The following is a 15092-nucleotide window of genomic DNA, read 5'->3' as shown; positions in this document are numbered from 1 at the left end:
TCGTGCGTTTCATCAATCCCTATCCTTACGGCCGCCCTCCCCGGAACGAGGACCTCCAGCGCGCGCTCGCGGCGGCGTCCCGGGGCCAGGTGGTCGACGGGGGCGATCGCGTCCTCGCCGAGCTCGACCGGACGGCGCTGCAGGTCCTCGGAGGGGCGCTCGAGATCGACGAGCACAAGGCTTCCTTCGACGAGCGCGGCCGCGCGCCGCACGGGCTGCCGCAACTCGGAATCGTGCTTGCGGCGGAGGGCGGGCCGGTGGGCCGGGTGGACCTGTACCCGGAGAACCGTTCGATCTATTGGCGGGGCCTCGACTGGAAGCAGTGGTGCGGCTGGGCCGAGCTGCGTGACGACCGCGCGCTGCTCGAGTGGCTCGCCGCGCACGGCGTACCGGAGCCGCTCGAGGACGTGACGCGCTGGAGCAGCGAGGAGGGCGAGCGCGCGCGGTGCGAATGGCGCAAGGCGATCCCGCCGAACCTCAAGGGCCCCTGGTGCGCTCCGATCGAGCGCCTCCTGGATCCCTGGCACACCCTGGAGGCGGCGGCGTGGATCGAGCAGGCCGGCGCGAACATGCGCAAGGCCCGAGGGCTCCTGGAATGGTACGGAGCCGGGTCCGGGCCGTTCGCGCGCCGGCCCGATTACGAGCTGCTCCCGCGGCGCCTGCTCGGCCGCTTCCTCGGCGAGGATCTCCAGCGCGCGCTCCAGTCCCGTCCGAGCGACCAGGCGCTCGCGGGCGCCGGGCGCCATCTCCTGGACCTCGGGCCGCTCTCCCCAGGCGCCCGCGCCCAGCTCGCGCCGCTCGACGGAAGGCTCCGTGAGGCGATCATCGACGCGGTGCGCCGGCTCGCGTCCAGCGAGGACGCGGATCTGCTCCGCGAGCGGCTCTTCCCGGCGCCGTTCGCCCTGCCGGAGCCCACCTCGCTGGTCGGCGCATCGAGCACGCTGCACCTGCGCCGCCCGGTGGCCGCTGGCGACGCGGCGGTATACGCGGTGGATTTCCAGGACATCGTGCGCCTCGAGAGCGGCGCGCGCACCGTCCTCGGCAAGCTCCTTGGCGATGCCGTCCTTGCGGTCCGGGAGGGCCGTCTGCTCGTGGGCAAGGGCGGCGGCGTGCAGGAGCTCGACGCGCGAGGGAACGTCGTGGCCGTGCACCCCGCCGCGACCCCAGAGCAGGCAGCCGCGGCGCGTGCGATCACCGCAGCCTGGTCCGCGCCGGCTGCGGCGCCGCCCCTGGGCGAGCCGCTCGGCCCCACGCCCGAGGAGCGCGAGGCGTTCGAGGCGCTCGTGCACCTCGGGCTCGGCGCGCCGCCCTCGGCGCGGGTCGTGGGGCGCGATCACCTTGAGGCGGGCGGGCGCGCGATCGTCCGCCGCGGCGTGGCCGGCGCGCCGCCCCGGCGGATCCCGCTGCCCGGGCGCGCCGTGCTGCACGCCTTTTCGGTGTCGCACCTCGCGCTCGCGCTCGACGTCGGCGACGCCTGCCGGATCGCGTGGGTGGACGAGGGGAGCGACGCGCTGCGCCTGTCACCGCCGCTCCGGATCGCCCCGCACGCGCTGCGCTTCCTGCTCGCCCTGGGCGACGCTGCGCTGCTCGGCGTCGACCTGGGCGCCGGCGAGGTCGTGCTGCGCATCGGCATCGAGTGCGCCGGCGGTGGACAGCCCGAGCGACCATGAGCGCTCACCTGCCGCAATTCACCCCTGGGCTGACGAAAAGCTGGTTCCGCGCTTCAGAAATCCTGCCAGGGATCTGCCTCGCGAGCCGAGAGTGTTGAGGCCGAGGCGACGCTTCTCGCCAAGACCGCCGCGATATAGCAGGCGCTCGGATCTCACGTCGAGAGCGGCGCGAGCGCGAGGCCGAAGGCCAGCACCTCGTCGGCGAGCTCTTTCAGGGCGGCGTCCTCGTTAGCGAGCAGGTGAAAGCGCCTGGCGAGATCTCGCTTCGACTTGCGGGCTTGCACCCAGCTCACAACGTCGGAGAGCGCGTCCGCGCCGAGCGCGTCGACGACGTAGCACCTGCACTCTTCCCGCTTCGTGCACTGCTCGCGGGATGCCTGGTTGCAGCGGTCGCGCCCGCAGTTCTTCGCGATCCGGCACCAGTACTTGCCCTCCTCCGGCGTCCGCGGGTTGTCGACCTGGTGGAGCCGGAGCCCGTCCTTGAGGTGCGCATAGCGGAGGACGTCGGCCGGCGCGGAGCGGAGCAGCTGGGCGATCCTGTCGATGCGGGTGAGGCGCTCGGGCGACGAGAGCACCTCGCGGTAGATCGCGAGCGGCACCAGCGCCTCTGCCGTGCGCACGTGGAGCGCGCGGGCGCGCTGGTAGGTCGGACGGTCCCTGGCGGCCTCGGCCAGCTTGCGGTACGTGCCGCCGACGGCGCCACCCGGGTGTCGCTGATCGGTATCTCCGATGGCGAGCACGATGCGACCCTGATCAGCGAGGCTACGGAACTCGCTCGCGATCGTGTCTCCGCCGCCGCCGCGAGCCTCGTGGACCATGTCGATCGCCTCCCAGCGACGCTGGGCCAGCATCATGATGCCGAGCTCTGCGAACAGGCCCGCGTCGGTCCGGTTCTCGCCGAGGAGCACGCAGCACGCCGTCTTGTGGGTCCGGTCGAAAGCCGAGAGCGGCGCGCGGATCACCCTCCGGCCGCCTGGGACCTCGCGCGCCGTACCGTCGAACGCCGCGCCGATTCCCAGCTCGATCGACCAGGGGACCTCGTCACGCAGGCCGGCGATCTGGGCGAAGTTCTCGTCCACGTGCTGGAGGGCTCGCCGCGCGCGCGGGGACCAGCTGTGCGCCGAGCCGAGGAGCGCCTCGGCGTCCTCGGGGCGCAGCGAGATCACGTGATTGCCATCGAAGTGCGCGAGGAGCAGGTTCTCGATGGACGCGTGCGAGCCTCGCGCGGTGGCGCTGTTCGAGAGCGCGTCCGCCGCCGCGGACTCGTGGAGGTGGAGAAGCACCGCGCGTCACTCCGCCGCGGAGCGTACACGTCGGTCGGCGACGGGGGACAGGAAGCCGTAGGGCCAGTCGTGGAGGGCGCCGCTGTCGCGGTAGCCGGCGAGGCGCACCTCGGCCTCGCCGGTCTCCTCGTCCTTGTCGAAGAGGACGATCTGCACGTCCTCGGCCTTCAGATGGCCCTCGTGGATCAGCTTGCCGAGGCCGTTGATCAGCGACTCGCTGTGCGTCTCCACGATGATCTTCGAGCCGCTCCCGGACACCGCCTCCACGAGCATTCGCGCGAGCTTCGCCTGGGCGGCGGGGTGGAGGTGCAGCTCGGGCTGCTCGATCGCGACGAGCGGCGCGGGGGCCCGCTTCTGCATGCGGGGGCGGATGCACGCCGCCCAGAGGGCGGCGGCCAGCGGGAGGACCTCGGAGTAGCCGAAGCCCACATCGACGAGGTTGACGAAGCCCTTGGCCCGGCCCTCCTTGACGAGGATCTCGGCGTGGATCCCGGTCGTGCGGACCTTCGTCTCGAAGTCCAGCGTGGTCTGGGTGAAGCGGGCGAAGTCCTCCGCCTCGGGGATGGAGAGCGAGCGCAGGAACATGGGGAGGTTCTTGCCGTCGGGATCCACCTCATCGACGGCGAGGTTCTGGATGCGGTAGGCGCGCTCCGGGCTCACGCGAAGGGGCTTGAGGTACGCGACGCGGCTCATGAGGTCGGCGAGGACGAGATCGGCTGCCTCGATGATGTAGGGCGACATGCGTGCCGCTGCTGCGGAGGCGATGCGCTCGAACCCGTCGTCGCCGGGGCCGAGACCACCCACCCTTTTCTGAAACTGAGCGTGATCCGAGAGGGAGACGAGCCGCTTCAGCATGGCGCTTCGCTTGCCAAGGAACATCTCGTCGGCCACCGCGTCGATCGTGTCCGCCGACGTGTTTCCGTGAAAAAAAGGAACGAGCAGCGCGGCGAGCGGCTTGAGCAGGACCGCATCTGCCTTCGTCTGGTAGTCGATCGCCTCGGGTACGAGCCCTTCCGGCACCTGGTGGTAGCTCAGCGTCGGCTCCGTGCCTGGTTGCAAGGTCGGCAGCAGGTACGACTTCGTTCCCAGCGAGAGAGGCGCTTCGGTCTGGATTGTCTCGTCGTTCGCAACGAGCCTGAGGAGCCGGCCCGTGGCGTCGAGCTCCCATCGGACGACATGGCCCTCGGCGCCAATTTCGTAGCCCCTCACATGAGGGGTCTCGCCTCCGGCGAGCGTCACCGCGATGTCGAAGGCAGGGTCGCCGAGAGCGACCTGTGCCTGCTCTGGCAGCCGCAGCCGGAATTGGAAGGTTACCTCCGGCTCGACGAGCCGACTGGAGGCGGCATCCTTCAGCGAGCCAAAATCCACATACCGCTCGTGATACCAGAGGATCGGGCTGTCTCGGGGCGTCTCCACGCTCTGCCGGAGCAGCGGGAACGCTCGAAGGAAGGTGCTCTTGCCCGAGCTGTTGCGGCCGACCAGGACGGTGATGGGCCGGATCGGCACGAGGCCGGTGTCCGTCAGGCACCGCAGGTTCTTCACGCCGAACGCTTCTAGGCTCACCTGACTCGGGTAGCGAACGGGTGGCAAGCGGTCAAGAACGGGGCAGGGGCTGTGTCCTGCTCCGGGAAGAACTCCAGGCGCGAGCGCGGCGGACGCGGTCGGGAGAACCCGAGGCGCGAGCGCGAGCGCGGCGGACGCGGCTGGGAGAACCCGCGGCACGATCGCGAGCGCGGCGGACACGGTTGGGAGAACGCCAGGCGCGCTCGCGAGCGCCGCGGACACGGCTGGGAGAACGCCAGGAGCGCTCGCGAGCGCCGCGGACGCGGTTGGGAGAACGCCAGGCGCGCTCGCGAGCGCTGTTGCTGGCACGGGTGGAGAGGCGCCAGGCGCGATCGTCGCAAGAAGTCAGAACAGCCGGTCCGCCCGGAGCAGCCGCTCCGAGCGGAGCACGTGGACGATGAGCACCTTCGCGCCCTCCCGCCGGTAGATGATCCGACACGGCGGGACGATCACCTCGCGGTAGCGCTCGCTCGGGATCTCCGGCACCCACCTCCCCGACTCCGGGTGATCGCGCAGGCGCTCCACCCCGGCCAGCACGCGACGGGTGAGCTCCGCGGCTGCCCTCCGGTTTTCTCGGGCGATCCAGCTGACGATCTCGTCCAGGTCATCGAGCGCCGGGGCCGCCCAGATCAGCGCGGCTCGTCGAGCCATCGGTCGAGCCGCGCCTTCGCTTCGTCATGCGAGGCGACGCGCCCCTCCGAGAGCGCTCGCTCGCCGCGCGCGATGCCCTCCAGGATCTCGAGCCGCCGGAGCAAGCCCTGGTAGCTCTCGATGTCGAGCAGGACCGCCGCCGAGCGCCCGTGCTCCGTGATCAGCACCGGCACGTGATCCGCTCGAAGCTGCGCGATGATCTCCGTCGCGTGACGCTTGATCTCGGTCACCGGCTTGATGGCGGGCGCGTTCATGTATCACAAAAGTATCACTCTGCCCGCGCGCGGCAAGCGGCGTCAGGCGAAGTGGTCGTACCCCCGCGCCACGAGGCTCGTGAGCTGCCCGTCCGGTCCGACCAGCGCGACGTCGCTCGCGCCCTCCTCGCGCGGCGCGCAGCGGCCGATGGCCACGAAGCCGGCGAGCTGCCCGACGTCGGGGCCCGCGACCACGACCGCGTAGTCCTCGCCGCCGTACAGCGCGAGATCCAGCGCGTCCAGGCCGAGCTGCGCGGCGGCGTCGCGGAGGTCGGCGCTCACGAGCGCCGCGGGATCGAGCAGCGCACGCACGCCGCTCGCGCGCGCGAGGTGCGCCACGTCCGCGACGAGGCCGTCGGAGACGTCGATCGCCGCGCGGGCGCGCGCCGCCGCGCGGAGGCCCGCCTCGATGCGCGCCACCGGACGGCGGAACGCGCGGAGCGCCAGCTCAGCCGCCGCGCCGGCCGGGGCGATGCCGCGGTCGAGCAGCGCAAAACCGGCCGCGGCGAGGCCGACCGGACCCGCCAGCGCGAGCGCGTCGCCGGGCCGCGCGCCGTCGCGCCGGAGCGGCAGCGCCGCGACGCCGAGCGCCGTCGTGGTGATCGAGATCTCGCCGCCCCGCGAGAGGTTCCCGCCGATGATCGCCGTGCCGATCTCGTCGCACGCGGCGCGCTGACCCGCGGCGAGGGCGCCGAGGTCGTCGTCGCTCACGTCTGGAGGCAGCACCAGCGCGGCGAGCAGGCCGACCGGGCGCGCCCCCATCGCCGCGAGATCGCTCGCCGCAGCCATCGTCGCCCGGTAGCCGAGATCCTCGAAGCCCAGGAGATCGCGCCGGAAATGGACGCCCTCGACGGCGCTGTCGACCGTCCAGACGAGCGGCTCCGGGGCGCCCGGGAGGGCCCCGTCCCGCGGGGCTACCGGCGCGAGGATCGCGGCGTCATCGCCGATGCCGCACAGCACGTGGTCGCCCGTCGCGCCCCCGAGCACGGCGCGCAGCATGTCGATGCGCTTCCACTCGGAGCGCCCGCTCATGGGAGCCCGCTCATTGGAAGATGGGCGGCAGGACGCTGTTCGCCGGCGAGCCGGCGACCGTGGGCAGCTTGACCACGAACACGGTGCCGTGCGGCTCGTTCGGCTCGATCCGGACCGTGCCGCTGTGCGCCTCGACCAGGCGCTTGACGATCGAGAGACCAAGCCCCGTGCCGCCGTGCTCCCGCGTCGAGCTCTGATCGATCTGGTAGAACGGGTCGAACACCTTCAGCCGCTCGCCCGCAGGGATGCCGATGCCCGTGTCCACGACGCGGATCTCGACCGCCTGCTGGAGCGGCGCGACGAGCACCAGCCCGGGGAGGTCGTCCACGTCCTCGCTCACGGCGCGCGCGACGAGCAGCACCTCGCCCCCCGCCTCGGTGAACTTCACCGCGTTCTCGACGAGGTTGATGAACACCTGGCGCAGCCGGTCGCCGTCCCCCAGCACCGGCGGGAGATCGTCCTCGGCCTGGATCCGGAGCTCGACGCCCTTCTTCGAGGCAGCCGGCGCGATGGTCGACGCCGCCTCGACGAGCACCGGGCCGACGGCCACCTCGGTGCGATGCACGATCAACGTGCCGCTCTCCAGCTTCGAGAGATCCAGGAGGCTCATGATGAGCCCGAGCAGCTGCTCGCTCTTCGACCGGATCGTATCGATGAACTCGCGCTGCTCATCGGTCAGAGGCCCGCCGATGCCCTCGGCGAGCATCTCGCTGTACCCCATGATCGACGTGAGCGGGGTCCGGAGCTCGTGCGACACCGTGGCCAGGAAGTTCGACTTGAGCCGGTCGAGAGCCTTCAGCCGCTCGTACGCCTGCTCGAGCTCGGCGTTCTTCTGCGACAGCTCACGGAAGCTCTCGCGGATCGACGCGACGTGCATCGTCGAGGTGAGGAGCGACTTGTGCCCGCTGAACAGGATCAGATCGAGGACCGAGCGGAGGTGGTCCGCGATCGCGCCGAGCCGCTCCGGCCGGAGCCGCGGCGTCCGCGGCCGCCCCTCCGCCGCAGGCGCGAGATCGAGCTGGGACGCCGCCTCGATCTGCGCGGCAGGGGGATCGTCGAGGCCGTCGGGGAGGTAGGGGCCCAGGATCGACCGGCCGATCGCACGCCCGTCGTACTCGATCGGGAACACCTGGTAGAGCGCGCCCTCGAAGCAGGGATCCGCGACCTCGCTGCCGGCCGGCGCGCCCTGCCTCGCCGTCCGATCCGCCGGCGCCACGCTCGCTCGCCGGCCTTCCTGCTCCCCCGTCAGGCCGCCGAGCGGCGGGAGCGGCGCGAGCGCGCCCGACTCCGCGAGCGTGGCGCCGTTGATCGACTGGATCCGGATCGGCAGGCCGAACAGCTTGTGAAATGACGCCGCCATCTCCCCGAGGGCCTGGCGATCCACGAGATCCTCGAGCGAGAGGGGGCCGATGCCGACCAGGTCGACCACCGGCGCCGCCGCGGGGGGGGGCAGCGTCGCGGGCTCAGGCGCGCTGGACGCGCCGTCGCGCTTCGAGGAGCTGGGCCCGTCCGCGACGCGCGCCGACGGCATCGGCGCGGAGCCCGGCATGCCGAGGAGATCGTCGTCGTCGAGACCGAAATCCGCCGGCGTCCCCTTGTGGGCGTCGGGCCTCATGGAACGATCCGGGAGCTCTTCTCGAGGCTGCCGCCCATTCGTCTCGCCAGGAGGTCGTTCACCGAGCTCGTCGCCCCGAGCTGGCGCGCCGCGCTGTTCAGGAGCTCCTCGCCGCTGATCGACAGCCGCTTCGAGAGCTGATGCGTCTGATCGAGCGTCTCCCACGTGAGGTGGAGCAGACCCATGAGCGTCTCCACCGTGCCCACGCCGCGGGTCGCGACGGCCTTGTACACCGGCTCCTTGCCCCGCGCGGCGAGCCGCGCCAGCTCCTCGTCGCTCCGGATGTCGGGCAGGTCGCGCTTGTTGAACTGGATGACGAGCGGCATCCTCGCGAGATCGAGGCCGTTCTCTCGCAGGTTCTGGCGGAGATCGAAGAACGCCTCGGCGTTGCGCTGCGTCTCGGAGATCTGCGAGTCGGCGATCAGCGCGACCCCGTCCGCGCCCTGGAGCACGAGCCTCCGCGTGGCGGCGTGCATCGGCTGGCCGGGCACGGTGAACAGCTTGATGCGGAGCGAGACGTCGCCGTCCTTCGCGCGGAAGGTGAGCGGCAGGAGATCGAAGAACAGCGTCCGATCGTCCTGCGTCTCGAGCGTCATCAGCCGTCCGCGAGCGTCTGACCCGGCGAGGCCGTGCAGCGAGACGAGGTTCGTCGTCTTGCCGCTGAGCGCCGGGCCGTAATAGACGAGCTTGATCGTCACTTCACGGGCTGCGAAGTCGAGCTGCACGGCCGCATTCTCGCATGAGCGCCCGACGATTGGATATGGCCACGGCGCAGGGCGGAGGAGGTCGGGCTGGGCCGGATCTCCTCCTCCTCCTCCCTTGTCAGGAGGCGTGCGCTCGCTCAAGCCGAGGTCAGGCCGAGCCGCCGGGCGCGTTGGGCACGCTGGACACGGGCGGGGGGATCGGCCTGCTCTCGCCGTTCTCGACGGTCCAGAGCGCGCTCCGCAGCCCCTCCAGGCGCGACGTCAGCGCCCGGAGCGCCTCGGCCTGGGCGTCGCACGCCTCGAGCTGGCTCTCGCTGCTCGGCTCGGCCTGGACCCGCTCCTCGCGCGCCGCCTTGAGGACCTCGATGACCTCCCGGTGCAGCTCCTGGCCGGCCGTGACCACCCACGCGTCGAGCCGGCTCGCGAACTCCTGGATCATCTCGTCGAGCTTCGGCCCGATCCGGGTGGCGGCCTCGCGCAGCGCGATCGGCGCCATCTCCTTCGCCTTCTTGCGGGTCTCGGCCTCGACCTTCTCCTTCACGTACACGGCCAGGACAGGCGCCGCGAGCGCCAGGATCCCGCCGAGCAGGGCGTTCGTGAACATCACGCCGAGGCCGATGGTGAAGAGCGCGAAGACGCCGACGTCGTAGCCGAACGTGTCGACCTCGACGTTCGGCGTCTTCACGTCGCCGCCGAGCGCCTCGCTGACCCGCTTCGCCACGTCGTGCGCGTCCTCGCGCACGAGCGCGATCGTCTTCTCGGCGAGCGCCTCGAGCGCCGTGGCGATCTCCTTCGTCTCGGCCTGCGCCCACTCGGCGAACGTGCGCTCCAGGAACGCCCCGAGGTAGACCTTGATCTCGTCGGTGTGGGCCTCGTCGATGATCGCCGGGAGCTGCCGGAGCACGTCGTCGACGAAGCGATCGAGATCGCGGTGCACCCACGCCCGGATGGCGCTCACCTCCTCGCGGATGCCGGCGCGCCGCTCCTCGATGGTGCGCGACTGGCCGGCCAGGTCCTTCTCGATCATCTCGATGCGGCGGCTGAGCTCGTCGCGCGACATCGCGGTCGCCCGCCGCCGCGCGTCCACGCCCTTGCCGAGCAGGCGCGCGGACTCGAGGCCCTCGCCGAGCGCGTTGTCGAGCAGGATGCGCCCGCGCTCCTCGGCGAGGAACCGGGTCAGGTGATCGAGCAGCTCCGGCATCCCGCTGCCGGGCCGATCGCCCTCCAGCGCCCGCTCGCTCGAGATCGGGAAGACCACGGGCGATTTCACGAGCTTCCCGAGCTCGCTCCGGATGTAGGCGAGCGCCTCGACCTCCTCGTCCTGGCTCCAGATGTCGCGCTTCGTCACGACGAACAGGATCTTGTCGCGCGACTGCCCGAGCAGCTTCTCCTGGAGGAAGACCCGCTCGCTCTCCTTGAGCGGCTGGCCTGCGTCGATGAGGAACAGCACGGCGTCCGACCGCGGGATGTAGCTGTAGGTGATGTCCGCCCGCTGGAGCGAGAGGTCGTTCACCCCGGGGGTGTCGACGAGGACCACGCGCTCGCGCAGGAGCTCGGCCGGGTACCCCACCTCGAGGAACTTCACCTCGCCGGCGCTCGACGAGCGCTCGCCGCCGACGGTGAAGGCCCGCACGTCCTCGAACGGCAGGCCGGTGCGCTCGCCCGACGCGTAGACCACCTCGGCGCGCGGATCGGCCGCGTACTCGAGGTGGTGGATCACCGCCGTCGTGGGCGTCACGCCGACGGGGAGGATCGAGGCGCCGAGCAGCGCGTTCACGAACGTCGTCTTGCCGTGGTTGAACTCGCCGACCACGACGAGGTGGAACCGATCGGCGTCGAGCTTCTTCACGAGATCGTTCGAGATGCGCGCCGCGACGCTCTTGGCGCCGAGGGACTCGGCGAACGTCACGAGCTCCCTGAGCGCCCCGGTCACGTCGTCTTTGCGGCTGTGGAAGGATTCGAGCATGTGCGTCTACCTCGGCCTTGCGCCTTGCCAGGAGCGGGAGCCCCTCAGCCCCAGATCTTGATGACTTCGTGCACCTTCTCGTCGACCTCCTCCATGGAGAGGCCGCCCGCGCCGAGCCCGGCGTGGCGCTTGTAGAGCTCGCTCTCGGCGAAGGCCCGGAGCGCGAGGACGCGCTTCGGCAGCCACGGGTGGCTGGCCGTGAACTCGGCGAACCTGCCGACGCCGCCCTTGCCCTCCTCGTGCTGGGCGATGAACGCCTCGAGGTTGAGCTCCTCGTACAGCTTGGTCGAGCCGAGCGCGAGCTTGGTGAGCGCGCGCGTCGAGACGTCGAGGCTCTTCGCGCAGAGCAGGCCGGCGCGGTCGCAGGTGACCTCGGCCCGGCGCGACCAGCCGGAGAGCGCGAGCATCGCCGGACCGACGATCCACTTCACGAAGACCGACGCCATCCGCGTCAGGTAGTGCATGGCGGTCAGGTAGACCACGTGGCTGTTGTGGATGTGGCCGCACTCATGGCCGATGACGCTGAGCAGCTCGTCGTCGGTGAAATGATCGACCAGCGCCGAGTGCACCATGATGAACGAGTCGTCGTTCGTCCCGTAGGTGGCCGCGTTGAGGGTGGGGCTGTTGACGATGTAGATCGTCGGGGTCGTGATCCCGAGCGTCTCGGCGCAGTGGACCGCGAGCTTGTGGACCCGCGGGAACTGCGCGGGGCCGACCTTGACGGCGTGGCCGAGCAGCTCGTTCTTGCCGACCGTCTTGAACAGCCTGACCGCGGCGGTCACGGCGAGCTCGACCGGACGCATCTTCTCGAAGGCGAGCCGCGTGTTCTTGTCGGACACGTAGGCATACGCGTTGCCCGCGCCGTCCCCGCCGCCCGCGCGCTGGCCCTTCCGTCTCTCGATGAAGCCCTTGAAATCGAGCGTTCCGACCTGTGCCATCCGGCGAAGGTAACGGCCGGGCCGGGACCGCGCAACGCCGCCATCGCCAGGCGCAGCGAAGTTAACGCAAAATCACAGACGACCTCCGCTCACATCTGAATCGGGCCGGAATCGGACGGTGAAGACGGTGGAGGCGCCGAGCAGACGGCGAGCGGACGGTGATCGGACAGCGGGAGACGTCAGGCGCGGGCCCGGTGTGGACCGGGCGCGCGTCGGCGCGGATCAGACGCCGAGCAGCGCGAGGAGCCCCTCCGGGCCGAGGCGCTCGAGCGCCCGCTGCCGCGCAAGGAAGCGCCGGAAGTCCTTGTAGACACCGCTGCCCTTCGGGCGGAGCTCGAAATCGGTGATGCGCGTGATGGAGAACCTCAGCGCCGCGATCACGCTCTCGTGGAACAGACGGTCGCGCTCCTCGGTTGAGAGCGGCCGCACCGCCGTGTAGCCGGCGGCGAGCGCGGACACGAGATCCGGGTCGAGATCGTCGCCGAAGCACCACGCGAGCATCGTGACGGCGAGGTCGAACGCGGCGCTCCCGCGCGAGGCGCTCTCGAAATCGAGCAGCGCCGAGATCTCGCCGGCCTCCCAGAGCACGTTGTCGCGGAAGAGGTCGCCGTGGATCAGCGTCTGGGGGCCGGGGGTCCGCGGCGCCGCGGCGCGGACCCGTTCGAGCCGGCCGGTGAGCTCGTCGACGGCGGCGGCCACGTCGGGCGGGAGGGCCGGGGCGGGAGCGGGGGGCGCCGACGTCGCGCCTGTGGCGGGCGCAGGGGAACGGAGCCCCCGGAGCCGCTGGTCGAGGCCGTCGAGGTCGAACCGGCTGGCGTTCGCCCCCTCGAACGAGGCGCCGACGAGGTGCACCCGCGCCAGGGCCGCGCCGACGCGGCGGGTCGCGTCCGGCGTGACGCGCGCCTGGCAGAGCGACGCTCCCGCGACCCACGGGAACAGCGCGACCGGCTTTCCAGCGTGCTCCGCGACGAACGCGGCGCCCTCCGACGCGGCGCCCTCCGACACGGACGCCGCGTCGGGGGGCGCCGCGTCGCGGCGCCGGAGCGGCTGCGGGGTGGCGACGCCCCCGGCCGCGAGGTGCTCGAGCATGCGCGCTTCGCGTGACGCGGCGCCGAGCTGCTGCTCCTCGTAGACCCGCAGGAACACCTGTCCGCGGCCGCCGGCGAGCGTCAGCGCGAAGTTGGAGTTGACGCTCCCGGCGAGCAGGCCGCGCACGTCGGCGATCTCCAGGCCGTAGAGCGCGCCGATGCGGCGGGCATCCGCGAGCGAGAGGGGGGTCAGGATGGCCATCGCGGCGCAGGGTAGCCTCGTCTCGCGCGCGGCCTCCACAGGAACCTGGAGGAGCGCGCCGGGCGGGAGGCGACGACGGACGGGGAGGCGACGGAAGACGGAAGGGGGACGAGCGACGAGAAAATGCGCGCTCCGCACGCAGATCCGCGGTGCCCCTGGTCGCGGACCGGCCCCGCGTGCGTTATGAAATCGAGTGAGCGGGAGCGACATCCCCCTTCGACTATCGAATGCCCACCCTCTACGGAAACACCACCGGACTCAGCCCCCAGGCCACCAAGACCCTCGAGCGCATCTACCGCCGCAAGGTCCCGCTCGCCAGCATCGCCACGCCCGAGCTCATCAAGGCGCTCGCCGAGGCGTCGCATGAGGCGGGGCGCCAGGTCGGCGCTCTGGTGCACCGCTCGGGCGAGATCGACTACGTCATCGTCGGCGACGCGACCCGGCTGATGCTGCCGGACATCGGGCGCCTCCGCGCCGCGCAGGGCCGCTTCAGGGCGCTGCGGCTCGTCCACACGCACCTCTTCAACGAGCCGCTCACCCGGGACGATCTCGTGGATCTCGTCCGCCTCCGGCTCGACCTGGTCGCGGCCGTGCAGCTCACCCCGCAGGGCGAGCCGCGGACCCTCCAGTACGCGTACAACGTGCCCGTCCACGGGAAGGAAGCGGTCACGGTGACCGTGGACGAGGCCGAGGGGCGCGGCGACGGCCGCCGGGAGGCGGCGCTGCCGTATCGGACCGTGGGCCCCGTCGCGATCGGCCGCGCCGACGTCGATTTCGGCGCGCTCATCCAGGCGCTCGAGGACGAGTTCACGAAGCGGTCGCGCACGCGGTCGGTCGCGGCGAAGGACGGCCGCGCGATCCTCGTCCACGTCGCCGAGAAATCCAAGGCGGGCGCGCTCGCACGGGCCGAGGAGAGCCTGCGCGAGCTGACCGAGCTCGCCGGGACCGCGGGCGTCGACGTCGCGGACACGGTCCTCCAGCTGCGCGATCGGCTCGACCCGCGGCTCGTGCTCGGCAAGGGCAAGCTGGACGAGGTCGTGCTGCGCGCCTCGGAGCTCGACGCGGAGACGCTGGTCTTCGACCGGGATCTGACCCCCTCCCAGGCCTCGGCGATCGCGAAGCACACGGATCTCAAGGTGCTCGACCGGACGCAGCTCATCCTCGACATCTTCGCCCAGCGGGCCGAGTCGTCGGACGGCAAGCTCCAGGTCGAGCTGGCCCAGCTGAAGTACACGCTCCCTCGCCTCGGGCAGAAGGACGACTCCCTGTCTCGCCTGACGGGCGGCATCGGCGGGCGCGGTCCGGGCGAGACGAAGCTCGAGATCGGGCGCCGCCGCGCGAAGGAGCGCGTCAGCTTCCTGGAGGCGCAGCTGAAGCGGCTCTCCCGCCAGCGCGAGCAGCGCCGCCGCCGCCGCGCCCGGCTCGGCGTGCCGGTGGTCTCGATCGTCGGTTATACGAACGCCGGCAAGAGCACGCTGCTGAACACGCTGACCGGCGCCGACGTGCTCGCCGAGAACAAGCTGTTCGCGACCCTCGACACCCGCTCGAGGCGGCTGCGCTTCCCCGAGGAGCGCGAGGTGGTGATCACCGACACCGTCGGCTTCATCCGGGAGCTGCCGAAGGACCTGTTCGCGGCCTTCCGGGCGACGTTCGAGGAGGCCGCCGACGCCGACCTCCTGCTCCACGTCGTGGACGCGAGCGATCCCGCGCGCGACCAGCACATCGAGACGACCGAGGCGCTGCTGACCGAGCTCGATCTCATCGGCATCCCCCGCATCGTGGTGTTCAACAAGGCGGACCTGATCGCCCCGGCGGAGGGGCGGCGGCTGCTCCTCGGGCACCCGGACGCGGTGGTCCTGTCCGCCACGGACCGGGAGACGACGCGGGAGCTGCTCGCGAAGCTCGCGGAGCGGCTCAAGAGCCGCTGGGAGGAGGCCGCGATGGTGCCTGTCTACGAGGCGGAGGCCGCGGAGGGCGAGCTCGGGGACGGCGGGCTGTTCGAGGGGGAAGCCGAGTCGATGACGGTGCTGGGCCCGCCTTCGAGCTCCAGGGCAGGAGAGATCAGCGCGCGTGTGAGAGGGACGTTCGAGGCGTGAGCTCCGCCGGGCTCCACGGGGAGCCCGGCG

At 71.6% G+C, this 15092-nt stretch carries 12 protein-coding genes; 2 read left to right on the top strand and 10 right to left on the bottom strand.

All coding sequences use genetic code 11. The features are described 5' to 3' along the window. The first annotated feature begins 2 nt into the window (after positions 1–2). On the top strand, positions 3–1670 hold the full coding sequence (locus ACSRUE_RS46545; protein WP_441289157.1) for a hypothetical protein: 1668 nt from the start codon (positions 3–5) through the stop codon (positions 1668–1670). Between the two features lie 152 nt (positions 1671–1822). Here the strand turns inward: ACSRUE_RS46545 and ACSRUE_RS46540 are convergent, their stop codons facing one another. The 10 genes from ACSRUE_RS46540 to ACSRUE_RS46495 form a co-directional block, all read right to left on the bottom strand. Then, positions 1823–2953: a hypothetical protein gene (locus ACSRUE_RS46540; RefSeq protein WP_441289156.1), complete on the bottom strand. Its 1131-nt coding sequence runs from the start codon at positions 2951–2953 to the stop codon at positions 1823–1825. Positions 2954–2959: 6 nt separating this feature from the next. Next, positions 2960–4516: an AAA family ATPase gene (locus tag ACSRUE_RS46535; protein WP_441289155.1), complete on the bottom strand. Its 1557-nt coding sequence runs from the start codon at positions 4514–4516 to the stop codon at positions 2960–2962. A gap of 345 nt (positions 4517–4861) precedes the next feature. Beyond that, positions 4862–5167: a type II toxin-antitoxin system RelE/ParE family toxin gene (locus tag ACSRUE_RS46530; protein WP_441289154.1), complete on the bottom strand. Its 306-nt coding sequence runs from the start codon at positions 5165–5167 to the stop codon at positions 4862–4864. After that, positions 5146–5421: a type II toxin-antitoxin system Phd/YefM family antitoxin gene (locus ACSRUE_RS46525; protein WP_441289153.1), complete on the bottom strand. Its 276-nt coding sequence runs from the start codon at positions 5419–5421 to the stop codon at positions 5146–5148. Before ACSRUE_RS46525 ends, ACSRUE_RS46530 begins: the two co-directional genes overlap by 22 nt. A 42-nt stretch (positions 5422–5463) precedes the next feature. Further along, positions 5464–6453, bottom strand: coding sequence for a thiamine-phosphate kinase (thiL, locus tag ACSRUE_RS46520; RefSeq protein WP_441289152.1), 990 nt, complete (start codon positions 6451–6453; stop codon positions 5464–5466). 10 nt (positions 6454–6463) lie between these two features. Continuing rightward, positions 6464–8068 (bottom strand): sensor histidine kinase, encoded by a 1605-nt coding sequence (locus ACSRUE_RS46515; RefSeq protein WP_441289151.1) that lies wholly within the window; start codon positions 8066–8068, stop codon positions 6464–6466. After that, positions 8065–8793: a GTP-binding protein gene (locus tag ACSRUE_RS46510; RefSeq protein ID WP_272097502.1), complete on the bottom strand. Its 729-nt coding sequence runs from the start codon at positions 8791–8793 to the stop codon at positions 8065–8067. Before ACSRUE_RS46510 ends, ACSRUE_RS46515 begins: the two co-directional genes overlap by 4 nt. A gap of 127 nt (positions 8794–8920) precedes the next feature. Further along, entirely contained in the window at positions 8921–10738 is a 1818-nt protein-coding gene (locus ACSRUE_RS46505; protein WP_437761929.1) for a dynamin family protein, read from the bottom strand. A 44-nt stretch (positions 10739–10782) separates the two neighbouring features. Then, positions 10783–11676 (bottom strand): M48 family metallopeptidase, encoded by an 894-nt coding sequence (locus tag ACSRUE_RS46500; RefSeq protein WP_437761928.1) that lies wholly within the window; start codon positions 11674–11676, stop codon positions 10783–10785. A 222-nt stretch (positions 11677–11898) separates the two neighbouring features. Further along, entirely contained in the window at positions 11899–12966 is a 1068-nt protein-coding gene (locus ACSRUE_RS46495) for a homoserine kinase (RefSeq protein ID WP_441289150.1), read from the bottom strand. 227 nt (positions 12967–13193) lie between these two features. Between ACSRUE_RS46495 and hflX the strand changes: the two genes are divergently transcribed. After that, on the top strand, positions 13194–15062 hold the full coding sequence (gene hflX / locus ACSRUE_RS46490; RefSeq protein ID WP_441289149.1) for a GTPase HflX: 1869 nt from the start codon (positions 13194–13196) through the stop codon (positions 15060–15062). Positions 15063–15092 lie beyond the last annotated feature (30 nt).

The organism is Sorangium sp. KYC3313, assembly GCF_052075895.1.
GTDB lineage: Bacteria > Myxococcota_A > Polyangia > Polyangiales > Polyangiaceae > Sorangium > Sorangium cellulosum_B.
Note: the sequence above shows the minus strand (reverse complement) of the source record. Positions and strands in the feature narration are given on the sequence as shown.